Raw genomic sequence first — 25,517 nt, 5'->3', positions numbered from 1 at the left:
AGGTCGTCGTGCACGCCTTCGACGTGCTGGGCGATCCGGTCCGGCGCCGCATCCTGGAGCTGCTCGCCACCGGCGAGCAGACCGCCGGCGCGGTCAGCGCGGTCATCCGCGACGAGTTCGGCATCTCCCAACCCGCCGTGTCGCAGCACCTCAAGGTGTTGCGGGACAACGGCTTCGCCACCGTGCGACCCGAGGGCACCCGGCGGCTCTACGCGGTCGACCCGCGCCCACTACGCGAGGTCGACGGCTGGCTGGAGCACTTCCGTCGGTTCTGGACCCCGCCCCTGGCGGCACTCGCCACCGAGCTGGCGCGGGGCCGACGCGAACGCCGGCTGCGCGAGGCCTCTGACCCACCTGACGAGAGGAACACCTGATGTACGACGCGACCGAGCAGATCAACGCCGTCCAGCGGCAGGTCGGCAGCCGCACCCTGGAAGCCGGCGAGGCTCGGGTGTCCACGATCAGCCAGACCTACCAGACCACGGTCGAGGATCTGTGGGACGCCTGCACCAACGCCGAACGCATCCCCCGCTGGTTCCTGCCGATCTCCGGCGATCTGCGGCTGCACGGCACGTACCAGCTCCAGGGCAACGCCCACGGCACCATCGAGAGCTGCGAGCCGCCGCACCGCTTCACCGCCACCTGGGAGTACGGCGACGAGGTGAGCTGGATCGAGGTGCGACTCACCCCCGTCGACACCGAGCGGACCCGGTTCGAGCTGGAGCACATCGCCCACGTCGACCAGGACCGGTGGGCCCAGTTCGGGCCGGGCGCCGTCGGCGTCGGCTGGGACCTGGGGCTGCTCGGCCTCGCCTCGTACCTGGCCGGCGACGGCAGCGGAGTCACCCCGGAGCAGAGCGCCGAGTGGAGCGCCTCCGACGAGGGGCGTCGGGCCATGGAGTTGAGCAGCCAACTGTGGGGTGAGGCGAGCATCGCCGCCGGCACCGACGCCGACGAGGCGAAGGCCGCCGCCGAGCGCACCACCGCCTTCTACACCGGCACCCCGGCAGCCTGATCCCCGCCGAAGCGCGAGCGGCGCCTCGACCAGCCGCAGGCAAGTGCGGTGACGGCCGCGCGAGCATCGTGACCGGCAGCGCAAGGGGTGGCCCGGGTAACGTGCTGCGGCATGACCGGTACGCCGTACTCGCACTGCTCCTACTGCGGCGCCGCCTACCCGGCGGACGCCGGGTGGCCGCGGGTCTGCGCGGTCTGCGGTGAGAGCGTCTGGCGCAACCCCCTGCCCGTCGCGGTCGCGGTGCTGCCGGTCCGCACCGCCGAGGGCCTGGGCGTGGTGGTGGTCCGCCGGGACATCGAGCCGGCCCGCGGGCTGCTCGCGCTGCCCGGCGGCTTCATCGAGTACGGCGAGGGGTGGTCCGACGCGCTGGTCCGGGAGCTGCGGGAGGAGACCGGGCTGATCGCGGCGGCCGAGGACGCCCGGCTCTTCGCGGTGCACAGCGCCACGGCGGGCGGCACGATGATGATCTTCGGGGTACTGCCCGAACGGGCCGCCGAGGACCTTCCGCCGTCCGCGCCGACCGAAGAGGCGACGGAGTGGCTGATCCTCACCGACCCGGTCGAGTTGGCGTTCTCCACCCACACCCGCGTCCTCGCCGACTTCCTCACCCCCGCCCGCTCCGCCTGACCGCACACGGGCGGCCACAGTCACACGGCCGGGTGTCAGCGGGGCAGGGCGTCGTCGGTGCCGGTCAGGTAGCCGCTGGCCTGAAGGGCGAACAACTCGCGGTAGAGGCCACCGGCCGCCATCAACTCGTCGTGGTTGCCGTGCTGGACGAGGCGACCACGCTCCATCACGAAGATCCGGTCGGCGTGTCGGACGTTGGCCAGCCGGTGGGTGATCAGCACGACCGCCCGGTCGGGTCGGCGGCGCAGGTGCTGGAACAGGGCGTGTTCGGCGCGGGCGTCCAAGGCCGCTGACGGCTCGTCACAGATGAGCAGGGCGGCGTCGCGGTAGAGGCCGCGGGCGGCGACCAGCCGCTGCCACTGCCCGCCGGACAGTTCCTGGCCGTCCTTGAACTCCCGGTCCAGCAGGGTGTCGTAGCCGTGCGGCAGGCCGACGATCATCTCGTGTGCCGCCGCCGACGCGGCGGCCTCCTGCACGCTCGGGCCGGGTCGGTCCGGCGGGCGGTCGTGCCGGCCGACGCGGATGTTCTGCCCGGCGGTGAACGGGAACTTCCACCACTCCTGGGTCATCACGGCCACCTGGGCGCCGAGGGTACGCGGGTCCAGCTCGGCGGCGTCGACGCCGTCCCAGCGGATCACCCCGCCGGTCGGTCGATAGAGCCCCGCGATCAGCTTGGCCAGCGTGGTCTTGCCGGAGCCGTTCTCACCGACCAGCGCGATCACCTCACCCCGGCGGACGGTCAGGCTGACCCGGTCCACCGCCGGGGCGTCGGTGTCCGGGTAGGTCAGGCTCACCTCGTCCAACTCGATGGCGTCGACGCCGTCGGTCACCCGGTCGCCGCCGATTGGCACCCGGGCGTGGGCGCGGGCCAGGAAGTCCCGGTAATCCTGGTAGTAGAGGGCGTCCTCGTAGAGCGAGTTGGTGGCGACAACCGCGACACCCAGGCTGGTCCGCGCCGACTGGAGGGCCAGCAGGGCGGTCGCCGCGGCGGCGAGGGCCACCATCCCGTTGAGCAGCAGGCCGCCCAGCACCGCGTACACCCCGAAGGTGGCCAGGCCCGCGACGGTGGCGCCGACCACCCGCGTGCCGGTCTGCGAACGGACCAGGTGCAACTGCGCCCGGGTCTCCACGGTCATCACCCCGCGGTACTCGGCGAGCAGAAAATCGCGCATCTGGTACGCGCGCACCTCGGCGGCGGTGCGCCGGTTGGCCATCAGATGGGCCAACATCCACATCCGCCGTCGACGGGTGATCCGGGCCAACATCGCCAGGTACTCCCGGCGGGCCATCCGCACCGCCGTGATCGCCTGCGGCACCGCCGCGAGCAGCAGGCAGGGCAGCAGCAGCGGCTGGATGACGGTCACCGCGACGGCGGTGGCGAGCATCCCGACCACGCCGGTGACCAGGTTGACGGTGTGGTCGACGATGAACGCCGCCTCGGCCATCCCCCGGTCCCGTGCGCGGTCCATCTCCTCGGCGAAGCCGGCGTCGTCGAACGCGGCCAGGTCCACCGCCGTGGTGGCCTCGAACAGCCGCAACTCCACCTGGTAGTTGATCTGCGGGATCAGCCGGGCCTGCGCCCAACCGGCCGCGATCGTCAGGCCGCCCCGGGCAGACACCGCCGCCGCGGCCACGATCAGCGCCGGCAGGGCCGAGCGGACCCGGTCCGGGGTGGGGCCGGCGGCGAACAGCTCCCGCAGCACGCTGGTGGTGGCGAGCAGGCCGAACGTGGTCATCACCCCGGCGGCGATGTTGAGGCCGATGGAGACGACCGTGTCGCGACGGTTGGTGGCCCAGGCCAGCCCCACCGCCTCCCGAACCAGCCGGGGCAGTCGGCGGGCCACCGCCCAGAAGCTGGTGTGCGCGAACTCCTGCGCGTGGTGCAACCAGTCGCGGTCCTCCAGCTCCGGCAGCATGGTGCCGCCGGATGGCGGGTCGACCGGCGGGTCGTCGTCCGGGCCAGCCGTGCGCTGACGGGCCATCGACTCCACGGACACTCCTCGGGGGGCGTGGGCACGAACGCCGCCCGAGACTACTGCCAGCCACCGTTCGATGTCTCCAGGTAGTCGGCGCGTCGTACGCGTGTGTCAGGAACCCGGCGACGCGTCCTCGTTGACCGGCAGCAGCACCCGGAACGTCGTCCGACCGGGCTCCGTCTCCACCCGGATGTCGCCGTGGTGCTTGTGCACCACGATCCGGTACGAGATGTCCAGCCCCAACCCGGTACCCGCGCCGACGGGCTTGGTGGTGAAGAACGGCTCAAAGATGCGCGGGCGCACCTCCGGTGGGATGCCGGGGCCGGTGTCGGTGACCTCCACGGCCAGCAGGTCACCGACGCGCCCGGTGCGGACGGTCAGCACGCCCTTGTCCCCCATCGCGCCCAGCGCGTTGTCGATCAGGTTGGTCCACACCTGGTTCAGCTCGGCCGGGTACGCCGGGACCGGAGGGAGGTCGCGGTCGTACTCGCGGACCAGCTTGACCTCGGCGGGGATCTTCCCCTTGAACATCACCAGCGTGGCGTCGAGCAGGTCGTGTACGTCCACCACCCGGTGCGGCGCGCGGTCCAGCTGGGAGTACTGCTTGGCGGCGCCCACCAGGCCGGAGATCCGACTCACCGCGTCATCGATCTCGCGCATCAGCAACTCGGTGTCGACGGTGTAGGTGAGCCAGCGCACCGCGGCCTCCAGATCGGCCGGGCCGACCGCCGCCTTCACCTGCGCCAGCCAGGGCACGTCGAGCCCGCCGCCGACCAGGATGGGCGCCAGGTCCCAGGCGCCACCGACCCCGTGCTCCTCCAGCCAGTCGGAGAGGGTGTCCTCGGCGTCGGCGGTGGCCATCGGGGTCAGCTTCGGCGCGGTGGCGACCCGGGCCACCGCCTCCTCCTGCAACGCGACGAGCCCGTGCAGCGCACGCCCGTCGAGCCGGCCGTCGGCGATCATGGCGAGCTTGTGCCGCATCCCGGCGACCCGGTCGCGCAACACCGAGGTGGCCCGCACCGCCGCCGCCGCCGGGTTGTTCAGCTCGTGGGTCAGCCCCGCCGAGAGCGAGCCGAGCGCCAGCAGCCGCTCCCGCTCACCGACGATGGTCTGCGAGTCCCGCATGCCGAAGAACAACCCCTCCAGCAGGTGCATGGGCATCGGGAACCAGGACCGCAGGGCGTACGCGAAGTCCTCCGCCGGCAACACGAAGAACTCCGCGTCCACCACCGCCCGCAGGCTGTTGCGGTAGACCTGGTCGACCTGGTCGCCCAGGTACGCCTGCGTGGCCCCGCCATACACGCCGCGCTGCTCGGTGCGGCTCACCTCCACGTCGTCGCCGCGCACCTGCCGGCTCAACGCCACCGCGCCGCGCACCAGGACGAAGAAGCAGGTCGCGGGCTCACCCTCGGCGTAGACGAGGGTGCCGCCGGCGTGCCGCTCGACCCGGCCATGCTCGGCCAGCCAGTCGAGCTGCCCGTCGTCGAGGGCCTCGAACAGGAACAGGGTGCGCAGCTGCGCGGGTGTCAGCCGTTCAGACTCGGTGGTCACTGGGCCTCCAGGTAACGGTGCACGAGCGACACGGCCATCGCCCCCTCGCCGACGGCCGAGGCGACCCGCTTGACCGACTCGGCGCGCACGTCACCGGCGGCGAACACCCCCGGCACGCTGGTCTCCAGGTGGTACGGGTCGCGCGACAACGACCAGCCGGCCGGCCTACGGCCGTCGGTGAGCAGGTCCGGGCCGGTGACGATGAACCCGCGCCCGTCGCGGACCAACACCCCGTCCAACCAGTCCGTCCGGGGCTCCGCGCCAATGAAGATGAACAGCCAGGACGTGTCGACCGAGCGGCTCTGCCCGGTGCGGGTATCGCAGAGGGTGAGCTGTTGCAGGTGGCCCTGCCCGGTGCCGCCGACGACCGCCGTGTGCGGGTGCACGGTGATCCGGTCCATCCGTTCCAGCTGATCGATGAGGTAGCGCGACATCGACGCGGTCAGGTCCGCGCCACGGATCAACAGGTGCACGCGGGCGGCGTACCGGGAGAAGTGCACCGCGGCCTGGCCGGCCGAGTTGGCCCCGCCGACGATGTAGACGTCCTGGTCGACGCAGCTGGGCGCCTCGGTGGCGGCGGCGCCGTAGAACACGCCCCGGCCGGTGAAGTCGGCCAGCCCGGGGGCGTCGAGCACCCGGTAGGAGACGCCGGTGGCCAGCACGACGGTGTGCGCGGCGATCTCGGTGCCGTCGCCGAACCGCAGCAGCCGGGCGGAACCGGCCTCGCTCAGGCCGACCACCTCCCGGGAGCTGAGCAGCTCGGCGCCGAACTTCACCGCCTGTCGCCGGGCGCGGTCGGTCAACTGCGCGCCGGATACGCCGTCCGGGAAGCCCAGGTAGTTCTCGATCCGGCTGCTCTGCCCGGCCTGCCCGCCGGTCGCCCGCCGCTCGACCAGCACGGTGCGCAGCCCCTCCGACGCGCCGTAGACCGCCGAGCCCAGACCGGCCGGGCCGGCGCCGATCACCACGAGGTCGTAGAAGTCGGACGCCGGCACCACGGTCAACCCGGCCAACGCCGCCAACTCGGCCTGGGTCGGGGAGATCAGCGCCTTACCCTCGGCGGTCACCACCAGCGGTACGTCCGCCTCGGTGGCTCCCGCCGCGTCGAGCAGCCGGGCGCCCTCCGGGTCGTCCGCCAGCAACCAGCGGTACGGCACCAGGTTGCGGGCCAGGAAGTCGCGGACCTTGAACGACGGCGACGACCAGCGGTGCCCGACGACCCGGATCTCGGTGGACGCCGCGTCCGGGGTGACCGACCACGCCTCCAGCAGGCCGTCCACCACCGGGTACAGCTTCTCCTCCGGCGGATGCCAGGGCTTGAGCAGGTAGTGGTCCAGGTCGACCACGTTGATCGCCTCGATCGCGGCGTCGGTGTCCGCGTACGCGGTGAGCAGCACCCGGCGGGCGGCCGGGAAGATGTCCATCGCCGCTTCGAGGAACTCGACACCGGTCATCTCCGGCATCCGGTGGTCGGCCAGCAGCAGCGCCACCTGCTCACCGCGCAGCTTGACCTCCCGCAGCGCGTCCAGCGCCTCCGGACCCGACACGGCGCGCAACACCCGGTAGCGGTCGCCGTAGCGGCGGCGGATGTCCCGAGCCACCGCCCGGGAGACCACCGGGTCGTCGTCGACGGTCAGGATCACCGGGTTCGCCATGGCGCCCATGAAACCACCTGCCGGGGGTCGACCGCACCAGCGCCCAGCCCTCGGAGCCACGGTTGACCAGGCTCGGGATGGGTAAGCCGGTGTGCCGCGCGGGCGGACGCACATGCCGACCCGCCCGACTGCCGTGCACACCTCGGGGGGCCAATGGCGGACGCGTCGCCGACCGAACCGACGACGTCGGGCCAGGTCGTGGAGCTTCGTGTGCACGGCGTCTCCCGAGCGGGCGCCGACCAGGTGCTGAACCGGCCACACCTGGAACAGGTCGCCGGGGACCGCAACGGCGGCTTCTACCGTCCCCGCGCCGGCTATCCGGGCGCCACCGGACCCGGCGGGGTGACGATGGAGGCGTACCGCTGGAGTGACCTGCCGTCCGGCACGGCCGTGCGGACGCTGTCGCTGGTGTTCCTGCTGCCCTTCATGCTCTGCAACGTGGCGCTGTGGATGCGCCCGGGAAACCCCGCCTCGAAGCACGTCGTCCTCGCGCTGTGCCGGGTGCTCGCGCTGACCCTCACGATGCTCTACGTCCTGTCCATCGTCGGTGTGGCACTGGACCTGGTCGCCTGGCGCTGCATGGGCACCCCGTCCTGCATGGCCGGGCGGAGCTGGCTGTCCTGGCTCGGCGGGCGCTCGCCCGGGCTGCGCCTGGCGGTGCTGTCGGTGGTGCCGGTCGCCGCCATCGGAATCGTCTGGTGGCTGGGCTCACGCCAGGGCCAGACGTTCGACGCCTTCCGGACCCCGGTGGAGGAGACCTCGGCGCACCGGTTGAGCGGCGTCGGCCAGTGGGACGCCGCGCCGCTGGTCGGCCGGCTGCGCTCGGTGCACGTGGCGGGCGCGTTCGCCACCCTGGACGGCAGCCTGCTGGTCGCCCGGGCCAGCCAGCACTCCTCACCGGTGATGGTGGCGCTGCTGGTGGCCTGCGGGGCGGTGCTGGTCACCTGCCTGGCGCTGCTCACCTCCGTACGGATCATCGACCAGCTCGGTCGCGAACACCCGGTGGACGGGTTCACCCGCGCACTGCGCACTGTCACCTGCGGCCTGACGATCCTGGTGATCGTGCACGTCATCAGAAGTCCGGCACCGTGGCCGCAGGGCGGCTCACTGCCCGGGTACGGCGCGACCATGGCCTGGCTGTTCGTCAGCCAGACCGTACTGGTGGCCATCCTCGCCGTGGTGGTCATCGCGCGGCGGGGCGGAGGGCGGCGAAGCGGGGCGCTGCGCGCACTGGGCGCGCCGGTCTTCATGACGATCGCCGCCGGGCTCGCCGTGGCGTTCTCGGCGGAGCTGGTCTACCGGGTGTCGGACCTGCTGGACCGTGAGGGGGAAACCGCCGATACCCTGGAAACCAGCCCGCCGCTAGCGTACAAATGGGCGATCTTCGGGTTTTTCCTGGCGGTGATGACCGCGTTGCTGGTCGCCGGGGTGATCACCGTGCTGACCCGGCGCAAGCGGCGGCGCGCGGCGGCCGCCATCGTTGCGGCCGACTTCCCCGACGCGCCGCCAGCGGCGGCGCAGCGGCTGCGGCAGGTCGAGCAGGCGGTGGCCCGAGCCCGGTTCACCGAACGGCTGGAGCCGCTGACCGTGGTCTACGCCTGTCTGGCCGCGCTGGGCCTGGCGACCAGCGTGCTGGGCCTGATCCAGCTCTTCCCCGGCGACGAGCTGCAACACTTCATCGGGGTGCCCGCCGACCTGATCAACTTCATGATCGGGCTGGGCAGCTACCTGATCGCCGCCATCATTCTCGGGCTGGTCCTCGGCGGCATCTTCGCCTACCGCACGGCGCCGTTCCGCCGGTACGTGGGCGTGCTGTGGGACCTGGGGACCTTCTGGCCCCGGGCAGCGCATCCCTTCGCGCCGCCCTGCTATGCCGAGCGGGCCGTGCCGGAGCTGACCAAACGGATCACCTACCTCGTGGACCAGGGCAACGGGGTGCTGCTGGCCGGGCACAGTCACGGCTCGGTCCTGCTCGCCGCCACGGTGCTGCAACTGCCGCACCGGGTCACCGACCGGGTCGCCCTGCTGACCTACGGGTCCCCGCTGAAACGGCTGTACTCGCCGCTGTTCCCCGCGTACGTCGACGACGCGGCGCTGCACGAGATCGGCCAGCGGGTCGGCTGGCGCTGGCTGAACCTGTGGCGGGACACCGACCCGATCGGCGGCTGGATCTTCGCCGCGCACCGCCCGGGCGACACCGAGTCGTTGACCGGCCCGTCGGCGACGGTCGACCGCCGATTGAAGGACCCGCAGGGGGTGGTGCCGCCGCCCAGCGACAGCGTGCCGCCGCCGATCCTCGCGCACCTGCCCTGCGAGTCGCAGGAGGCGTTCGCGGTGGCCGTGCGGGACCTGGCCGACCGGCTGCGAGCCGGACGGCGGCGCACCGACTGACCCGGCGCCCGGATATCGTCACCGCGTGAGCAGGTCCCAGCAGCCGCAACGCCGACTGATCGCCTCCAACAAGAAGGCCCGGCACGAGTACACCGTGCTCCGCACGTACGAGGCGGGCATCGTGCTGGTCGGCACCGAGGTGAAATCGCTGCGCGAGGGGCGGGCCTCGCTGGTGGACGCGTTCGCGCACGAGCGCGACGGCGAGATCGTGCTGTACGGCCTGCACATCGCCGAGTACGCCTACGGCACGTGGACCAACCACGCCCCCCGCCGCAACCGCAAGCTGCTGCTGCACCGCGCGGAGATCGACCGGATCCTGGACAAGGTACGCGAGGGTGGGGTGACCATGGTCCCGCTGTCGATGTACTTCGAGAACGGCTACGCCAAGGTCGAGCTGGCCCTGGCCAAGGGCAAGCGCTCCTACGACAAGCGGCAGACGCTGGCCGAGCGGGACGCCAACCGCGAGATCGCCCGCGAACTGGGCCGGCACCTCAAAGGCCACCCCCGCCGCCCCTGACCGCCCCTGACCGCCCCGCGCCCCGCGCCCCGCGCCCCGCGCCCCGCGCCCCGCGCCCCGCGCCCCGCGCCCCGCGCCCCGCGCCCCGCGCCCCGCGCCAAGATCGTGCACGAACCAGGAAGTAGTGGCCTCACCAACGCACCGACACCACTACATCCAGGATCGAGCACGATCATGCGGGGGCGCCGGGCGTGTTGACGCAAGCGGCGGGAGGCGACTGCTCTGCGGCGCAATTGCTGGCTCTGATGCCTGAATTCTCCTGCGGATGCCGGCCCTGAGGTTCTTTTGTACTTGCAGATGCGGGCGCTAGGGTGAGCCTGTGACGATGTTCCGGATCGGCGAGGCGGCTGGCCTGCTCGGCGTCAGCGCCGACACGATCCGCCGATGGGTGGACGCGGGTCGGCTGCCCGCCGGGCGCGACGAGCACGGCCACCGGGTCATCGACGGCGTCGACCTCGCCGCCTTCGCCCGCGCCCAGGCCGCCGATCCGGACGCGGGGGCCGAGCTCTCCTCGGCCCGCAACCGGCTGCGCGGCATCGTCGTCGACGTCCGCAAGGACACGGTGATGGCCCAGGTCGACATCCAGGCCGGCCCGTTCCGGATCGTGTCGCTGATGAGCCGGGAGGCCGTCGACGAGCTTGGCCTGCGGGTCGGCTCGGTGGCCGTCGCGGTGATCAAGTCGACCACGGTGGTGGTGGAGCGGGCCGCATCCACGCCGGCCAGGGGACGGTCGGGCGGATGAGCGTACGGACGATGCGCGCGGCGGTGGCCGTCCTGGTGGCGGTGGCCGGGCTGGCGGCGGCCGGTTGCGGCGGAGGCGACGACCCGGCGTCGGGCGGCACCGGAGGCGGCCGGGTCACGGTGTTCGCCGCCGCCTCGCTGACCGAATCGTTCACCCGGATCGGCAAGGATTTCGAGGCCGCCAATCCGGGCAGCACCGTGACCCTCAACTTCGCCGGCAGCTCCGCCCTGGCCAACCAGGTCAACCAGGGCGCACCGGCGGACGTCTTCGCCTCGGCCGCCCCGAAGAACATGACGACGGTGACCGAGGCCGGCAACGCCGACGGCACACCGGTGACCTTCGCCCGCAACCAACTGGTGATCGCGGTGCCCGTCGGCAACCCGAAGGCGGTGACCGGGCTGGCCGACCTGACCCGACCGGGCGTGAAGGTGGCGATCTGCGCCGACCAGGTGCCGTGCGGCGCGGCGGCCCGCACCGCCCTGGACGCCTCCGGGGTGAAACTGACGCCGGTCACCCTGGAGCAGGACGTCAAGGGCGCTCTGGCCAAGGTAAAGCTCGGTGAGGTCGACGCGGCCCTGGTCTACCGCACAGACGCGCGGGCGGCGAGCGCGGACGTGACCGGCGTGGAGTTCCCCGAGTCGGCGCGGGCGGTCAACGACTACCCGATCGTCGCGCTGAAGGACGCGCCGAACCCGGCCGGCGCGCGGGCCTTCGTCGCGTACGTCCGTTCGGCGCCGGCGCAGGCGGTCCTCGCCGAGGCGGGGTTCCAGGCTCCGTGAGCCGGGTCCACACCGTCGCCGTGCCGCGCCGCAGGGGGCGGGTTCCGGCGGCGCTGCTGATCCCAGCCGGGCTGGGCCTGCTGTTCCTCGTCCTGCCGCTGGCCGGGCTGGTGATCCGGGCACCGTGGACGACCCTGCCGCAGCGGCTCACCGAGCCGGGCGCGCTGACCGCGTTGCGGCTGTCGGTGCAGACCGCCACCCTCGCCACGGTGCTCTGCCTGCTGCTCGGGGTGCCGTTGGCCTGGCTGCTGGCCCGGGTCGAGTTCCCCGGCCGCCGGCTGGTCCGCGCGCTGGTCACCGTGCCGCTGGTGCTGCCACCGGTGGTCGGTGGCGTGGCGCTGCTGCTGGTCTTCGGGCGGCGCGGGCTGCTCGGGGGCTGGCTCGACGCCACGTTCGGCATCACCCTGCCGTTCACCACGGCCGGTGTCGTGCTGGCCGAGTCGTTCGTCGCCATGCCGTTCCTGGTCATCGCCGTGGAGGGTGCGCTGCGCGCCGCCGACCACCGCTACGAGGAGGCCGCCGCGACGCTGGGCGCCAGCCGATGGACCACCTTCACCCACGTCACGCTGCCGCTGGTGGCACCGGGTCTGGCGGCGGGCGCGGTGCTGTGCTGGGCGCGGGCGCTCGGCGAGTTCGGTGCCACCATCACCTTCGCCGGCAACTATCCCGGCCGGACGCAGACCATGCCGCTCGCCGTCTATCTGGCGTTGGAGACCGACCTGGAGTCCGCGATCGTCCTCAGTCTGGTGCTGCTCATCGTGTCGGTGGGGATCCTGGCCGCGCTGCGGGACCGTTGGATGACCAGCGCATGAGCGGCCCACTGCTCGACGCCCGGCTCGTCGTCGACCGGGGTGCCTTCCGCCTCGACGTGCCGCTGCGGGTCGCGCCCGGCGAGGTCGTCGCGCTGCTCGGCCCGAACGGCGCCGGCAAGACCACCGCGCTGCGCGCGCTGGCCGGCCTGCACCCACTCACCGACGGGCACGTCACCCTCGACGGCACCGAGCTGGACCGCCCGTCGACGCGCGGCTGGGTGCCCACCGAGCGCCGGTCGGTCGGCGTGGTCTTCCAGGACTACCTGCTCTTTCCACACCTCAGCGCGCTCGACAACGTGGCGTTCGGGCCGCGCCGGCACGGCGTCGACCGGCGGACCGCCCGCGCCACGGCCCGCGACTGGCTCGGCCGGGTGGGCCTGACCGGGCAGGAGCACTGCCGGCCCCGGCAGCTCTCCGGCGGTCAGGCGCAGCGGGTGGCGCTGGCCCGCGCACTGGCCCTGGCACCGTCGCTGCTGCTGCTGGACGAGCCCCTCGCCGCCCTGGACGCCCGCACCCGGCTGGACACCCGCGCGGAGCTGCACCGGCATCTGTCCGCGCACCCGGGCGCCACGGTGCTGGTCACCCACGATCCGCTGGACGCGTTGGCGCTGGCCGACCGCCTGGTCATCGTGGAGGGTGGCCGGGTGGTGCAGGAGGGGGACGGGCCGAGCGTCACCGCCCGCCCGCGCACCGACTACGTGGCCCGGTTGGTCGGGCTGAACCTCTACCGGGGTCGGGCCGAGGGGCACGGGGTACGGGTCGCGCCGGAGCTGACCCTCGCCGTCGCCGATCGGCTGGACGGCGAGGCCTTCGTGGCGTTCCGCCCGGCAGCGGTGGCCCTGCACCCGACCCGCCCGGAGGGCAGCCCGCGCAACACCTGGGCGGGCACGGTGGCCGGCGTCCAGCGCCACGGTGACAACGTGCGGGTGCAGGTCGACGGGCCGATCGGGGTGGCCGCGGACGTCACGCCCGCCGCCGCCGCCCAACTGCGGTTGATCCCCGGCCAGCCGGTCTGGGTGGCGGTCAAGGCGGCCGAGACAAACGCGTACCCGGCCACCGGCTGACAACCGACACCACCGGCACGGACACGGTCACCAGGCGCGGCACAGGCCGCACGGACACGAGCCCCCGGCACGGACCCGGCACAGGCCGCCCGCGAGCACGGCCGATTCGGCGTCGGGTCAGCCGGCGAGCAGGTCGGCGTGCGCGGCGCGCAGTCGGGCCAGTGCCGGATCGCTGCCCGGCGTGACCCGGCGATCCAGCTCGGCCCACACCTCGGCCAGCGCCGCACGGACCGCACCCAGCTCGGCGGCGTGCCGCTGGGTGCTGCGGCGGTGCTGTTCGTCGAGGCGGCGGGCCCAACCGGCGGTGACCGCGGCGAGCCGGTCGGCGTCGGCGCGGGCCTGCGCGCCGCTGCGGGCGGCTGCGGCGGGGACGATCGCGGCGACCGGGCGGGGATCGCCGTCGCGGGTGACGACGGTGACCGCGTCGGTCAGCTCGGCCAGCGCGACGAGCTGGCTGAACCGGGTGCGCGCCTCACGCAGCGGCACGGAACGCGGCGGGTCGGGATGCGGGGTGAGCGCGGGGACGGCCATGGATGCATGGTGCCGCCCGGGTACGACACTAATCCGCCGTCGTCAGTGGACAGTGGGCCGTGATTCGTTCGACTCGGTCAGCCACTCGTCGGCCAGCACCGACCAGACCTCGAGGTCGATCCGGCCGTGCGGGCCTGGGCTGACCTGGCGCAGGGTGCCGTCGAGGCGCAGACCGAGCCGGCGGGCAAGCGCCTTGCTGCGGGTGTTGTCGGCGTTGGTACGCCATTCCACCCGTTGGATGCCGCGCTCGCGGATTGCCCAGTCGACGATCCGGCGGACGGCCGGCGCGACCATGCCCCTCCCCTGCGCCTCCGGCTCCACCCAGCAGCCGACCTCGCAGACGCCCCGGGTCACGTCGAACGACACGAACATGACCCCGCCGACGAGTGTGCCCCGCCACCACAGCCCCCAGATGCCGCCGTTGTCACTGGCCCAACGGTCGGCGTACCGCTGCAACACCGCACGGGCCGACGGCAGGTCGGTGGCGACGAAGGACGGCGACACCCAGGGCTGGATGTGCTCGCGGGAGCGGTCCAGGTTGGCGAGGAACTCCTCGGCCCGCCACGGGTCGAGCGGGCGCAGTTCGACCTCGTCGGTCAGCGGCAGGGCGAACACCGGGCCTCCAGTCGGGGTGCGCTACGAACGTCGGTAGCAGGCTCGCACAGGCCCGACGCCGGGGCGGCGCCGGCCTCGCGCTCAGCATCGGCGGGCGGAGCGGCCCGGGATCAGATGATCATGTGGGTCCAGTAGCTGAGCCAGAGCGCGAACAGCGCGCCCTGCACCACGGCGAGCACTGCGGTCAACCACACATCGACGGTGGCCCGACGTGCCCAGCGGGCCAGCACCAGGGCGACCGGGAACACCGCGAGCAGGTAGCGCAGCAGGCTCTTGTAGACCGGCGGCCCCATCGACAACGGCACCAGCACCATGAGGACGCCGTAGACCACGTACGCCACCTCCCGGCGGCGGAACCCGGCGGCCAGGACGGCCAGCACGGCCACGGCGAAGGCGACCCGGGCGGCGTCGCGCGGCTCTCCGGCCAACCCGCCCAGCAGCACCGGCACGGGGTTTTGCACCTCGATGCCCCAGCCGACCCGCTGGGCGTGCTGGTAGGCGAACCAGTCCCCGCCGCGCCACCGGCAGAACGCCATGAAGGTGAACCAGCCGGCCGGCAGCAGCAGTAACGGCCATCCGATCCGCAGGTACCCGAGCAGCGCGCGGGGGCCGAGCCGCCAGTCGTGTTGGCGCAGCAGCACCAGGGCCAGCGGCAGCGCGACGAGCAGGCCGACCGACCGACTCATCGCCAGGAAGTAGCCGAGCACTCCGACCAGCAGCCACCGCCGCCGCTCGGCGTAGTAGAACGCGGCCAACGCGAGGCAGACGAAGAGCGACTCGGTCAGCGCCGCCTGGAAGAGGAACGCGGTCGGCAGCAGCACCAGGTACCGGGTGAACCGGCGAGCCGCGTCCGCGTCGCCGAGCAGCACCTCGGCCAGCCGGTAGCCGTACCAGAGGGCCAGCAGGAACGCGACGTTGCTGATCAGCAGCAGGGCCAGGGCGTTGTCGCCGCCGAGCAGCGCGCCGACCGGTCGGGCCAGGAACGGATACAGCAGCGGAAAGCCGAAGTCGTTCCACGGTCGTCCGGTCAGCGGCAGCTCGCTCAGCCGCAGGTAGAGCAGCGCGTCCCAGGCGAACCAGAAGGAGATCCACCGGTGCCCGGAGACTTCCCGCTGCTGCGCCCACATCAACGTCTCGTCCGGTGGCGGCGCTCCGGGGATGCCGTCCCAGGCGTGCAGGACCAGCAGCCCGAGGAGGGTCAGCAGCACCTTCGCGCCGACGAACAGCCCGATCACGTACGGCCAGGGCGCCGGCACCCGGCGGGCCACGCGCACGCCGACGTGGGCCACCAGCGCGGCCAGCGCCGCCGCGCGCCGCCGGCCGCCTCGCCACCGGTGCATCCGCCCCGCTCCCCCGGTCCGACCGGCCCACCCGCCGCGCGGGGGTTCGCCCCTCCCGTTGTACGCCCCATCACGCCCCGCCGGAGCGAAAACCCCGGAGCGAAATCCCGGAGTGAAAACTCAGGACCACCGGGGTCGCGAAGGTGACATCTGCCGCGGAACGGGTACGCGCCGCGCCTCAACCACGGCAGTGACCAGGGAGTACGGCGGCATGAGCGAGCAGCACGGCACGGTGGTCATCGGTGCGGGGCCGGCGGGGCTCACGGCGGCGTACGAGCTGCTCCGGCACGGCCGGTCCGTCCGGGTCTTCGAGGCCGACGAGGTGGTCGGCGGGATCAGCCGGACCGTGGAGCGCGACGGGTGGCGGTTCGACATCGGCGGGCACCGGTTCTTCACGAAGGTGCCCCGGGTGGAGGCGTTCTGGCACGAGATCCTGCCGGACGAGGACTTCCTGACCCGGCCGCGGATGAGCCGGATCTTCTACCGGGGCGCCCTGTTCAACTACCCGCTCAGCGCCACCAACGCGTTGCGCAACCTGGGGCTGCCGGAGGCCGTCCGCTGCCTCGGCTCGTACGCCCGGGCGCGGCTGCGCCCACCCCGCGACCAGTCCCACTTCGAGGGCTGGGTGTCGGCCCGGTTCGGCTGGCGGCTGTATTCGATCTTCTTCAAGACGTACACCGAGAAGGTCTGGGGGATGCCGGCGGACCGGTTGCAGGCCGACTGGGCCGCGCAGCGGATCAAGAACCTGTCGCTGGCCACGGCGATCCGCAACGCGCTGCTGCCCCGGCGGCGGCGCACCGACGTGACAAGCCTGATCGAGGAGTTCCAGTACCCGAAGTTCGGGCCGGGAATGATGTGGGAACGCTGCGCCGAGCAGGTCCGCCAGCGCGGCGGGCACCTCTCGACCGGCACCTGGGTGACCGCCGTGCACCGCGACCCGCAGCGGCGGCGGGCGATCAGCGTGACGGTCAACGGCGCGGGCGGGCAGCGCACCGAACCGGCCGACGACGTGATCTCGTCGATGCCGATCTCGGAGCTGGTGGCCGCGCTGCGTCCGCCCGCGCCGCCGGAGGTGCTGGCCTGTGCCGCCGACCTGCGCTACCGCGACTTCCTGACGGTCGCCCTGGTGGTGCCGGCGGAGTTCTCGTTCCCGGACAACTGGATCTACGTGCACGACCCGGCGGTGCGGGTGGGTCGGATCCAGAACTTCGGCTCCTGGTCGCCGTACCTGGTCAAGGACGGCCGCACCTGCCTGGGCCTGGAGTACTTCGTCTTCGAGGACGACGAGATGTGGCGTACCCCGGACGCCGACCTCGTGGCGTTGGCCACCGCGGAGCTGGAGCGGTTGGGGTTGGTCCGGCCCGGCGTGGTCGAGGCCGGCCACGTCGTGCGGATGCCGAAGGCCTACCCGGTGTACGACGAGCGCTACCAGCACAACGTGGACGTGATCCGGGCGTGGCTGGCCGAGGCGGTGCCGAACGTGCACCCGGTGGGGCGCAACGGCATGCACCGCTACAACAACCAGGACCACTCGATGCTCACCGCGATGCTCACGGTGGAGAACATCGCCACCGGCAGTACGCACGACGTCTGGTCGGTCAACGTCGAGCAGGACTACCACGAGCAGACGACCTCCGGTGGCGGCGGCCGGCGGGGCACGGGCCGCGACGCGCCGGTGCTGCCCAGCCGCATCGTCACCGCACCGATCACCGTGCCCAAGGGTGCGGGCGTGGCCACCGACGGCGGCCGGTCGGCACAGCCGCTGGGCTGACGAGATGACACTCCGGTGGGGTGGTGCGTCCGGGACGCACCACCCCACCGGTCGGTACCTGTTACTCCCAGGCGTCTCGCCGCGTGTAGACGAGGTTTCCGGGGATGACCGTGCCGTTCGTGCTCCACTCGGTGTAGCCCCAGACGTCGCCCTCCGGCAGCGGCGTGTTCGGCTTCAGAGTGAAGTTGGTCGACATGCCGCGCTCCGCCGTGCGAGGGACGGTCAGCGTGGCGGCCGAGTACGTGGCGTTACGACCGATGATGGCGTGGCCCAGTTCGAAGTTGACGACCGGGCCACCGGGCACCTGGGCGAACACGTACGCGGTGTAGCGCCCCGGCTCGGGCAGGAACTTGTACGCCTGCTCCGCGCTGGTCCAGGATCTGTCACTGCGGTGGATCAGGGTGTCACCCTTGTACAGGTAGAGATCCAGGTTCGCGTTCGGGTTGTCGGTGTTGACCTCGACGACGATGCCGGCGGTGTTCGCCGGCACGGTGAAGTCGACCTTCTTCACGCCGGTGGCGTTCGGGTCGAACACCCCGCCGTCGACGCCGGCCGGCATCGAGTACGCCGTCCGCACCATCGGCGTGTAGCCGGTGCTGCGGCCGGCGAGTGGCCCCGTGAAGCCCGGCTGGAGGGCGCCGAACGCGCCGTTGACCATCCGGCCGTACTCCTCACCGTCGTCGGCGTAGGGCCGGGGGCTGATGCCCCACGGTCGGGCGGCGACCGGGATGCGGGCACTGTGGGCCTTGCCGCGCCAGGTGATCGACCCGGTCACGTACCGGTCCCAGGGCGCGTTGCCCCGGCGCACGGTGATGGTCACCGTGGCGGACTTGCCCGGCTCCAGCGTCACCGATGCCGGCGTCACGCTGACCTTCATGTCGTCCAGGCCGGACACCGACGAACGGTAGGTCTCCCGCGCCTTGCCCACGTTGGTCAGGGTGCGGGTGAGCGTCACCGGGCGGGTGCCGTCGTACTCGCGCAACGAGATGGCCGGCAGGTTGAGTTCCTTGCCGTCGGGCTGGGCGGTCTCACTGAACGTGACCAGTTCCGCCGCCGTCGGCTGGATGACCAGGCCGGGGTCGGTGGCCTTGGCCAGGTTGATGAACCCACTGCCCTGGTCCAGGGGGTTGCTGGTGCCGACGGTGTCGGTGGCGGTGGTCCGCAACGCCGAGGCGACCGCACCGGGTGACCAGTCCGGGTGGATGGCGCGCAGGATCGCCGCCGCTCCCGCCACGTACGGCGAGGCCATCGAGGTGCCGGAGTACGCGTCGTAGTCCCGCCCGAAGTTGCCCGCCGGCGAGACCGCGGCGATGATGTTCGACCCCGGCGCGACCAGGTCCGGCTTGAAGACGCCGAGCGTCACCTTGTCCGGGCCGGTCGAGGAGAAGTCCGCGACGCTGGGAATGCCCGGGACGCTGGAGCCGTCACCGCCGCTGCGCAGAGAGACCGTCGCGTCGGTGGGGTGGCGCATCAGATAGGTGAACAACGTGCCGGCCTGCTTCTTGGTCGGCAGGTAGACCACCGGGAAGTTGAAGATGGAGTTGATCCGGTAGTTGCCGGCCGGGTCGAACACCACCATCCCCACGCCGCCCTTGGCCTTGATCTCGGCGACCGATCCGAACAGGTCGGACAGCGCGCAGGCGACCACCTTGCCCTTGATCTTGGCAGGGTCGAGGCTCCCCGGTTCGCAGTACGCGGCCCACCGCTCCAACGACCCGGCCTGCTCGCCGAAGACGAGCGGGCGGGAGGCGCCGTCGGGCATAGCGTCCAGCGAACCGCCGACGAGCGTCGTGCCGTCGCCCAGCTTGAGCGTCGCCTCGTCGAGCTTCGTCACCGCCGCGCCGACAGTGGTCACCCACGGCGCCGCGTTGCTGATCGCCCCGCTCACGATGCCGGTGTTGCCCGCCGACGCGGCCACGAAGACCCCGGCCAGCGAGGCGTTGAGGAACGCGATGCCGATGGGGGTGTTGGCCTCCCAGTCACCGAGTTCGCTGCCGATCGAGAAGTTGAGGACGTTCACCCCGTCGGCGACCGCGGCGTCGATGCCGGCGATGATGTCGGCGTCGTAGCCGGTGCCGCCCCAGAGCACCTTGTAGACGGCGATCTGGGCGTCCGGGGCAACCCCGGAGACGGGACCGAAGCGGCGGCCGTCGATCGTGACGTTCGGCAGTGGCAGACCCGCCGCGGTGGAGGCGGTGTGGGTGCCGTGCCCGACCATGTCGCGGGGGGACAGCATTTCACCCTCGGGTACCGAGCCGCCGTAGGCGAGCCACGAGTCGGCGAAGTACCGGGCGCCGACGATCTTGCCGTTGCAGTGCTCGGCCACGAAGGCGACACCGGTCTGGCAGGTGCCGTGCCAACCCGCCGGCGGGGGCATCTTCTTGGCGAACGACGCGCTCTCCGGCCAGATGCCGGTGTCCAGGACACCGATCACCATGCCCGCACCCGTGTCGGGACCCGGCTTGGCCGGCTTTCCAGGCTTACCCGGCTTGCCGGGCTTACCCGGCTCGGGGCGGTCCGCACCCGTGGTCGGCGGCGGCGCGACCCCCGCAGCCCCGGTGGGGGTGGCAGCGGTCGGACCGGGCGACGTCGTCCGGGTGCCGAGCGCCTGCGCCGCGGTGACGGCACGGACGCGCTTGTCCGCCCGCAACGCGGTGGCCTGCTGGGCGGTCAGCCGTGCCGAGAATCCGTTGAAGGCCGCGGTGTAGGCCGTCTTGATCTCGACGCCGGCCGCGCCGGCGACGGCGGTCCGCTGCGCGTCGAGGTGTCGGCGGTACGCCTGCGCCGGCATCGACGTCACGTCCAGTCGGGTGCCCGGCTCCGGACGGGTCCGCGTCAACCCGGACACTCCCCCGGCGTACCGGGTCAGCGGGTCCTCGGCCAGTTCGACGACGTACAGGCCGGCTCCGGTCGAATCCACTGCGGACCTCGGGCTGACCGCGCGGCTGCCGTCGGGGCGACGGTCGGCGCCGCCGGTCAGGGTGACCTTCCGGTCGGACCCGGCGGAGAAGTAGCCCGGGCCGCTGTTGGCCGGCTGTTCTCCGGGGGCTGCCGATGCCGCGACACCGGTTGTGCCGGTGATCATGGCGACGACCAGCGTCGGTATCGCCAATCTTCGCAGCCTGGCTCTGCTCGTGCTGTTAGCCACGAGACTCCTTTCGCGTGCTCCCCTGTGGAGCGAAGATCATTCTGCACAACTTCCGCGTTGTTAGCGCTCCCATACCTAAGGCAGCCATGGTTAAACAGGGGTTTGCGCGGTGTTACGGAACGCCGGTACCTGCAAGATCACCGTGCGTGCGACCAGGTCGAGCCGGACCTTCGCGATCCACGGCTTTGCCAGGACCCGACCCAGCCAGGCATCAACCCTCTGCCGTTAGGGCGCCTCAGAACCCGGGGTGGCGGCGGCTACGGCGATCCTCACGGCCGCAGGTGAGGGCGGCCGGTCGGCGCGGATGCCGCTGGCCTGACGGCGGTCAGCGCGTTCAGGACGTCCGCAGCGGCCGGAACGCGGCACGCACCTCGCTCGCGAACAAGTCGGGTTGCTCCCAGGCCGCGAAGTGGCCGCCGCGGTCGACCTCATTGAAGTACGCCAGGCCGGGGTAGACCGCCTCGGCCCAGCCACGCGGGGCCGCCCAGATCTCGCCGGGGAACGTCGTGAAGCCCACCGGAACCGAGACCGGCGGAGGGGTCTGGCCGGAGGCCAGCGCGCGTCCGTTCTCCCAGTACCACCGGGCGGCTGACGCGCCGGTGCCGGTCAGCCAGTAGAGCGTGATGTTGTCGAGAATGGAGTCCCGGGTGAACCCGGCCGCCGGCTCGCCGTCGACAAACACCCGGGACATCTTGTAGTAGCTGTCCGTGTCGTGGTCGAGCATCCAGGAGGCCAGCCCGACGGGTGAGTCCAGCAGGGTGTAGCCGATCGTCTGCGGACGCGTGGACTGCTCCAGGAAATAGCCGAAGCCGTCCTGCATGAACAGGTTGAGCGCGTCGAGCGCCGCGCGTTCCTGCGGGGAGGTCGCCGGCAGCTTGTCCTTGATGCCGATCGCGCCGGCGAGCAGGTTGAGGTGGATGCCGAGCAGTCCTTCGGGTCCCTGGCGACCCATCGCGTCGGTGATGGAGGCGCCCACGTCGCCTCCCTGGGCGACGTAGCGCGAGTAGCCGAGACGCTTCATCAGCTCCGCCCACGCTCCGGCGATGCGGGCGGAGTTCCAGCCGAGCTCGGTCGGCTCACCCGAGAAGCCGTAGCCGGGCAGGGACGGCAGCACCAGGTGGAAGGCGTCCTCGGCGCTGCCGCCGTGCGCGGTCGGGTCGGTGAGCGGGCCGATGACCCCGAGCAGCTCGACGACCGAGCCCGGCCAGCCGTGCGTCATGATCAACGGCAGGGCGTTCTCGTGCGGTGACCGCACGTGGATGAAGTGGATCTCGACGCCGTCGAGGTAGGTCGTGTACTGCGGTAGCGCGTTGAGCGTCGCCTCGACCGGTCGCCAGTCGTAGTCGGTCCTCCAGTACCGGGCCAACTCCTGGATCGTCGCCAGTTGCACGCCCTGCGAACGGTCGGTGACCAGCTCGCGGGTGGGCCAACGGGTCGCCTCGATCCGGCGACGCAGATCGGCGAGCGTCTCTTCCGGCGCGTCGAGTCGGAAGGGGCGGATTTCGGTGACGTCGGACATCTCTCCCACTTACCGGGTCGGGCCTGCGGGCGCTGAGGCACCGTCGGCGGTGGCACCGGGCCAGTTTCACACCTGCCCGCGACCGACATGACCAAAAACGGCAATTCGGGCAGGGCGCTGGGCTCTCCAGTCCGCCCCGATCACCGCGCCCGAGGGCGCTGGCGCGGCGGCGGTCGAGCGCCTCAGACGACGTGGCGCAGGTAGCCGGTGATCGCCGCGTCCAGCACCTCCACGCCGGGACGCTCCCAGATCTCGGCGGAGAAAACCTCCACCTCGATCGGGCCGGCGTAACCGGCCGCGTCGACCGCCTCCCGCAGCCGGCGCAGCTCGATGCACCCGTCACCGGGCAGCGCCCGCCCGAGCAGCACCCCCTCCGGCAGCGGCGTCACCCAGTCGCAGACCTGGAACGCGGCGATCCGCGCGCCGGCACGCGCGATCTGCGCGTACACCGTGTCGTCCCACCACACGTGGTACGCGTCCACGACCACGCCGACCACCGCCGGGTCGAACCGCTCGGCGATGTCCAGCGCCTGACCGAGGGTGGCGATGACGCAACGGTCGGCGGCGAACATCGGGTGCAGCGGCTCGATCGCCAGCCGTACGCCGGCCGCCGCCGCGTGCGGAGCCAGCTCACCGATCGCGTCGCCGACCCGACGCCGGGCGCCGTCGATGTCCCGACCGCCCGCCGGCAGCCCGCCGGAGACGAGCACCAACTCGGGCGCGCCCAGCGTGGCGGCCTCCTCGATGGCCCGCAGGTTCTCCGAACGCCAGTCGTCGGCGGCGAAGAAGCCACCCCGGCATAGCGAGGTGACGGTGAGGCCGGCGTCGCGGACCAGCTTCGCCGAGCGGGCCAGCCCGTACTCCGCGACGGGCTCGCGCCACAACCCGATCCCCGGTACGCCGGCGGCCACGCAGCCGGCCACCACGTCGGGCAGCGGCCAGCGCTGGGCGGTCGCCTGGTTGAACGAAAACCGTCGCAGACTCACTGGGCCACCCCCGCGACGGTGAACAGCGCCCGCGCGCGGGCGGCGGCCAGGTCGGCGTCGGGCAGCAGCCCGGCCGCGTCGGCCAGGACGAGCAGGGTGGCCAGGTGCGCCGGGGACCGCCCGGACTGCGCGCCGCCGACCATCGTGAAGTGGTCCTGATGCCCGGCCAGCCAGGCCAGGAACACGATCCCCGTCTTGTAGTGCCAGGTCGGGGCCGCGAACAGGTGCCGGGCCAGCGGCACGGTCGGCGCGAAGATCTCGTCGTACGCCGCGGTGTCCCCCCGGTCGAGGGCCGCCAGCGCGGCGGCGGCGGCCGGTGCGATGGCCGCGAACACCCCGAGCAGCGCGTCGGAGTGGCCCACCTCGTCACCCCGGATCAGCTCCGGATAGTGGAAGTCGTCGCCGGTGTAGAGGCGTACCCCCGCCGGCAGCCGGCGGCGCAGCGCGACCTCCCGGCCCGCGTCCAGCAGCGACACCTTGATGCCGTCCACCTTCGACTGGTGCGCCTTGATCAGCTCGACCACCGTGTCGGCGGCCAGGTCCAGGTCGGACGCACCCCAGTAGCCGGTCAGCGCCGGGTCGAACATCGGGCCCAGCCAGTGCAGCACCACCGGTTCGTCGGCGGCGGTCAGCAGCTCGTCGTACACCCGCAGGTAGTCCTCGGGGCTGCGGGCGGCGGCGGCCAGGTGCCGGCTGCACATCAGCACCGGGCGGGCGCCGGCCGCGCGGACGTCGTCGAGCTGCTCGGTGTACGCGGCGGTGACCTGGGCGAGGGTGGCCGGGCCGGCCGGCAGCTGGTCGGTGCCGACCCCGGCGACGATCCGTCCACCCACCGCGCGGGCCTCGGCGGCGCTGCGCCGGATCAGCTCCCGGGTCGCCGGGTAGTCCAGCCCCATCCCGCGCTGGGCCGTGTCCATCGCCTCGGCGACCCCCAGCCCGTACGACCACAGGTGCCGCCGGAACGCGAGGGTGGTGTCCCAGTCGACCCCGGCCGGGGCACCGGGCACGTTCTCCGCGCCCGGGTCGGCGACCACGTGCGCGGCGGCGTACGCGATCCGGCTGGTGGCCGGCGCGGCCGGACGGGCGAAGCCGCTCCCCCCGGCCAGCCGGTGCCGCCGCCCGCCGGGCAACACCACGTCGGCAGCGCTCATGAGTGCAGCTCCGGCACCTCGACGCGGACGCCCTCGCGGGCCGCGCGCAGCCCCAACTCCGCGAGCTGCACACCGCGTGCCCCGGCGAGGAAGTCCCAGCGGAACGGCTCGCCGGCCACGACGTGCCGCAGGAACGCCTCCCACTGCACCTTGAACCCGTTGTCGAACTCCTCGTTGTCGGGCACCTCGGCCCACTGTGCCCGGAAGTCCTCGGTGACCGGCAGGTCCGGGTTCCACACCGGCTTCGGCGTCACCGCCCGGTGCTGCACCCGGCAGTTACGCAGCCCCGCCACCGCGCTGCCCTCGGTGCCGTCGACCTGGAACTCCACCAGCTCGTCGCGGTAGACCCGCACACTCCAGGACGAGTTGAGCTGCGCGATCACACCGCCGTCCAGTTCGAAGACGGCGTACGCGGCGTCGTCGGCGGTGGCCGGGTAGGCGCGGCCACCCTCGTCGACCCGCTCCGGCACGTGGGTGGCGGTGACGCAGGAGACGGCGTTCACCCGCCCGAACAGCTCCTCCAGCACGTAGTGCCAGTGCGGGAACATGTCGACGACGATGCCGCCGCCGTCCTCGGCCCGGTAGTTCCACGACGGACGCTGCGCCGGCTGCCAGTCACCCTCGAAGACCCAGTAGCCGAACTCGCCGCGCACCGAGAGGATCCGGCCGAAGAAGCCGCCGTCGACGAGCCGCTTGAGTTTGCGCAGGCCGGGCAGGAAGAGCTTGTCCTGGACGACGCCGGTGCGGACCCCGGCCGCGTCGGCGGCCCGGGCGAGGTCGAGCGCGGCGGCGGTGTCCTCCGCGAGGGGCTTCTCCGTGTAGATGTGCTTGCCGGCCTCGATGGCCTGCCGGATCGCCTTCTCCCGCTGCTGGGTGACCTGCGCGTCGAAGTAGATCTCGACGTCGTCGCGGGCCAGCGCGGAGGTCAGGTCGGTGGTCCAGTCGGTCAGGCCGTGCCGCTCGGCGAGCTCCCGGAGCTTGGTCTCGTTGCGGCCGACCAGGACGGGCTCCGGCCAGATGGTCGTGCCGTCGGCCATGGTCACGCCGCCGGCTTCACGGATCGCCAGCAGCGACCGGACGAGGTGCTGGCGATAGCCCATCCTGCCGGTCACACCGTTGACGATGATGCCGATCGACCTGCGGGTCATGGTCACGCGGAACCTCCTCTGAGCCCGACACGGCAGCCGTGGAGCGGGCCGGATGGCGTATCAGGCAAACGCTTTCCCGCGAGCGTAGGCGGGCCTCCGACGGCAGGCAAGGCCTTTCCTCGATCCACGTCACACCCCCGGGGCCTCCCGACGGGAAAGGGCTTTCACTGCGGTACCGT

General features: G+C 72.5%; 21 protein-coding genes. 10 read left to right on the top strand and 11 right to left on the bottom strand.

Going from position 1 to position 25,517, the window contains the following annotated elements:
- Positions 1-8: 8 nt before the first annotated feature.
- From ABZ808_RS03535 to ABZ808_RS03525, 3 genes are all read left to right on the top strand, one after another.
- A complete protein-coding gene (locus tag ABZ808_RS03535) occupies positions 9-374 on the top strand; it encodes a metalloregulator ArsR/SmtB family transcription factor (RefSeq protein ID WP_357000349.1) in 366 nt (121 codons plus the stop codon).
- A complete protein-coding gene (locus tag ABZ808_RS03530) occupies positions 374-1,015 on the top strand; it encodes an SRPBCC family protein (RefSeq protein ID WP_357000346.1) in 642 nt (213 codons plus the stop codon). The genes ABZ808_RS03535 and ABZ808_RS03530 overlap by 1 nt, the downstream gene beginning before the upstream one ends.
- A 111-nt stretch (positions 1,016-1,126) precedes the next feature.
- Entirely contained in the window at positions 1,127-1,642 is a 516-nt protein-coding gene (locus ABZ808_RS03525; protein ID WP_357000344.1) for an NUDIX domain-containing protein, read from the top strand.
- Between the two features lie 35 nt (positions 1,643-1,677).
- On the opposite strand, the gene ABZ808_RS03520 is transcribed toward ABZ808_RS03525, so the two are convergent.
- The 3 genes from ABZ808_RS03520 to ABZ808_RS03510 all read right to left on the bottom strand — a co-directional run bounded on the left by ABZ808_RS03520 (position 1,678) and on the right by ABZ808_RS03510 (position 6,833).
- Positions 1,678-3,624, bottom strand: coding sequence for an ABC transporter ATP-binding protein (locus tag ABZ808_RS03520; protein WP_357002724.1), 1,947 nt, complete (start codon positions 3,622-3,624; stop codon positions 1,678-1,680).
- Between the two features lie 105 nt (positions 3,625-3,729).
- Positions 3,730-5,169 carry an ATP-binding protein gene (locus tag ABZ808_RS03515; RefSeq protein WP_357000342.1) on the bottom strand — a complete coding sequence of 480 codons (1,440 nt, stop codon included), beginning with the start codon at positions 5,167-5,169 and terminating at the stop codon, positions 3,730-3,732.
- Positions 5,166-6,833 (bottom strand): FAD-dependent oxidoreductase, encoded by a 1,668-nt coding sequence (locus ABZ808_RS03510; RefSeq protein WP_357000339.1) that lies wholly within the window; start codon positions 6,831-6,833, stop codon positions 5,166-5,168. The genes ABZ808_RS03515 and ABZ808_RS03510 overlap by 4 nt, the downstream gene beginning before the upstream one ends.
- A 144-nt stretch (positions 6,834-6,977) precedes the next feature.
- Between ABZ808_RS03510 and ABZ808_RS03505 the strand changes: the two genes are divergently transcribed.
- From ABZ808_RS03505 to ABZ808_RS03480, 6 genes are all read left to right on the top strand, one after another.
- Positions 6,978-9,215 carry a hypothetical protein gene (locus tag ABZ808_RS03505; RefSeq protein WP_357000336.1) on the top strand — a complete coding sequence of 746 codons (2,238 nt, stop codon included), beginning with the start codon at positions 6,978-6,980 and terminating at the stop codon, positions 9,213-9,215.
- A 25-nt stretch (positions 9,216-9,240) separates the two neighbouring features.
- Positions 9,241-9,732, top strand: coding sequence for an SsrA-binding protein SmpB (smpB, locus tag ABZ808_RS03500; RefSeq protein ID WP_357000333.1), 492 nt, complete (start codon positions 9,241-9,243; stop codon positions 9,730-9,732).
- Positions 9,733-10,051: 319 nt separating this feature from the next.
- Positions 10,052-10,474, top strand: coding sequence for a TOBE domain-containing protein (locus tag ABZ808_RS03495; protein ID WP_357000331.1), 423 nt, complete (start codon positions 10,052-10,054; stop codon positions 10,472-10,474).
- Positions 10,475-10,485: 11 nt separating this feature from the next.
- Positions 10,486-11,253, top strand: a complete 768-nt coding sequence (gene modA / locus ABZ808_RS03490) for a molybdate ABC transporter substrate-binding protein (RefSeq protein ID WP_357002722.1) — start codon at positions 10,486-10,488, stop codon at positions 11,251-11,253.
- Positions 11,250-12,065 (top strand): ABC transporter permease, encoded by an 816-nt coding sequence (locus tag ABZ808_RS03485; RefSeq protein WP_357000327.1) that lies wholly within the window; start codon positions 11,250-11,252, stop codon positions 12,063-12,065. The genes modA and ABZ808_RS03485 overlap by 4 nt, the downstream gene beginning before the upstream one ends.
- Positions 12,062-13,129 carry an ABC transporter ATP-binding protein gene (locus ABZ808_RS03480; protein ID WP_357000325.1) on the top strand — a complete coding sequence of 356 codons (1,068 nt, stop codon included), beginning with the start codon at positions 12,062-12,064 and terminating at the stop codon, positions 13,127-13,129. The genes ABZ808_RS03485 and ABZ808_RS03480 overlap by 4 nt, the downstream gene beginning before the upstream one ends.
- Positions 13,130-13,246: 117 nt before the next feature.
- Here ABZ808_RS03480 and ABZ808_RS03475 read toward each other — a convergent pair whose 3' ends face one another.
- The 3 genes from ABZ808_RS03475 to ABZ808_RS03465 all read right to left on the bottom strand — a co-directional run bounded on the left by ABZ808_RS03475 (position 13,247) and on the right by ABZ808_RS03465 (position 15,615).
- Positions 13,247-13,660 (bottom strand): type II toxin-antitoxin system Phd/YefM family antitoxin, encoded by a 414-nt coding sequence (locus tag ABZ808_RS03475; RefSeq protein WP_357000322.1) that lies wholly within the window; start codon positions 13,658-13,660, stop codon positions 13,247-13,249.
- A gap of 42 nt (positions 13,661-13,702) precedes the next feature.
- Complete coding sequence (locus tag ABZ808_RS03470) at positions 13,703-14,275, bottom strand: GNAT family protein (RefSeq protein WP_357000319.1); 573 nt, start codon at positions 14,273-14,275, stop codon at positions 13,703-13,705.
- 110 nt (positions 14,276-14,385) lie between these two features.
- Positions 14,386-15,615: a hypothetical protein gene (locus ABZ808_RS03465; RefSeq protein WP_357000317.1), complete on the bottom strand. Its 1,230-nt coding sequence runs from the start codon at positions 15,613-15,615 to the stop codon at positions 14,386-14,388.
- 211 nt (positions 15,616-15,826) lie between these two features.
- On the opposite strand from ABZ808_RS03465, the gene ABZ808_RS03460 reads away from it, so the two are divergent.
- Complete coding sequence (locus ABZ808_RS03460) at positions 15,827-17,386, top strand: NAD(P)/FAD-dependent oxidoreductase (RefSeq protein WP_357000314.1); 1,560 nt, start codon at positions 15,827-15,829, stop codon at positions 17,384-17,386.
- A gap of 61 nt (positions 17,387-17,447) precedes the next feature.
- Here the strand turns inward: ABZ808_RS03460 and ABZ808_RS03455 are convergent, their stop codons facing one another.
- The 5 genes from ABZ808_RS03455 to ABZ808_RS03435 all read right to left on the bottom strand — a co-directional run bounded on the left by ABZ808_RS03455 (position 17,448) and on the right by ABZ808_RS03435 (position 25,338).
- Positions 17,448-20,498 (bottom strand): S8 family peptidase, encoded by a 3,051-nt coding sequence (locus tag ABZ808_RS03455; RefSeq protein WP_357000312.1) that lies wholly within the window; start codon positions 20,496-20,498, stop codon positions 17,448-17,450.
- A 370-nt stretch (positions 20,499-20,868) separates the two neighbouring features.
- On the bottom strand, positions 20,869-22,053 hold the full coding sequence (locus ABZ808_RS03450) for an epoxide hydrolase family protein (RefSeq protein ID WP_357000310.1): 1,185 nt from the start codon (positions 22,051-22,053) through the stop codon (positions 20,869-20,871).
- Positions 22,054-22,235: 182 nt separating this feature from the next.
- A complete protein-coding gene (locus ABZ808_RS03445) occupies positions 22,236-23,033 on the bottom strand; it encodes a sugar phosphate isomerase/epimerase family protein (protein ID WP_357002720.1) in 798 nt (265 codons plus the stop codon).
- A 2-nt stretch (positions 23,034-23,035) separates the two neighbouring features.
- A complete protein-coding gene (locus ABZ808_RS03440; protein WP_357000308.1) occupies positions 23,036-24,190 on the bottom strand; it encodes a dihydrodipicolinate synthase family protein in 1,155 nt (384 codons plus the stop codon).
- Entirely contained in the window at positions 24,187-25,338 is a 1,152-nt protein-coding gene (locus ABZ808_RS03435) for a Gfo/Idh/MocA family oxidoreductase (RefSeq protein WP_357002718.1), read from the bottom strand. The genes ABZ808_RS03440 and ABZ808_RS03435 overlap by 4 nt, the downstream gene beginning before the upstream one ends.
- Between the last annotated feature and the right edge of the window lie 179 nt (positions 25,339-25,517).

Origin of the sequence: Micromonospora sp. NPDC047527 (assembly GCF_040643015.1) — a bacterium.
In the GTDB taxonomy this organism is placed as follows: Bacteria; Actinomycetota; Actinomycetes; order Mycobacteriales; family Micromonosporaceae; genus Micromonospora.
This window is presented reverse-complemented; position numbering and strand designations above follow the sequence as displayed.

Coding starts and splice junctions, on each gene's coding strand:
- ABZ808_RS03520 (WP_357002724.1), bottom strand. CDS start 3,624: ATGGCCCGTCAGCGCACGGCTGGCCCGGACGACGACCCGCCGGTCGAC.
- ABZ808_RS03440 (WP_357000308.1), bottom strand. CDS start 24,190: ATGAGCGCTGCCGACGTGGTGTTGCCCGGCGGGCGGCGGCACCGGCTG.
- ABZ808_RS03475 (WP_357000322.1), bottom strand. CDS start 13,660: ATGGCCGTCCCCGCGCTCACCCCGCATCCCGACCCGCCGCGTTCCGTG.
- ABZ808_RS03480 (WP_357000325.1), top strand. CDS start 12,062: ATGAGCGGCCCACTGCTCGACGCCCGGCTCGTCGTCGACCGGGGTGCC.
- ABZ808_RS03525 (WP_357000344.1), top strand. CDS start 1,127: ATGACCGGTACGCCGTACTCGCACTGCTCCTACTGCGGCGCCGCCTAC.
- ABZ808_RS03450 (WP_357000310.1), bottom strand. CDS start 22,053: ATGTCCGACGTCACCGAAATCCGCCCCTTCCGACTCGACGCGCCGGAA.
- ABZ808_RS03510 (WP_357000339.1), bottom strand. CDS start 6,833: ATGGGCGCCATGGCGAACCCGGTGATCCTGACCGTCGACGACGACCCG.
- ABZ808_RS03465 (WP_357000317.1), bottom strand. CDS start 15,615: ATGCACCGGTGGCGAGGCGGCCGGCGGCGCGCGGCGGCGCTGGCCGCG.
- ABZ808_RS03530 (WP_357000346.1), top strand. CDS start 374: ATGTACGACGCGACCGAGCAGATCAACGCCGTCCAGCGGCAGGTCGGC.
- ABZ808_RS03435 (WP_357002718.1), bottom strand. CDS start 25,338: ATGACCCGCAGGTCGATCGGCATCATCGTCAACGGTGTGACCGGCAGG.
- modA (WP_357002722.1), top strand. CDS start 10,486: ATGCGCGCGGCGGTGGCCGTCCTGGTGGCGGTGGCCGGGCTGGCGGCG.
- ABZ808_RS03460 (WP_357000314.1), top strand. CDS start 15,827: ATGAGCGAGCAGCACGGCACGGTGGTCATCGGTGCGGGGCCGGCGGGG.
- ABZ808_RS03505 (WP_357000336.1), top strand. CDS start 6,978: ATGGCGGACGCGTCGCCGACCGAACCGACGACGTCGGGCCAGGTCGTG.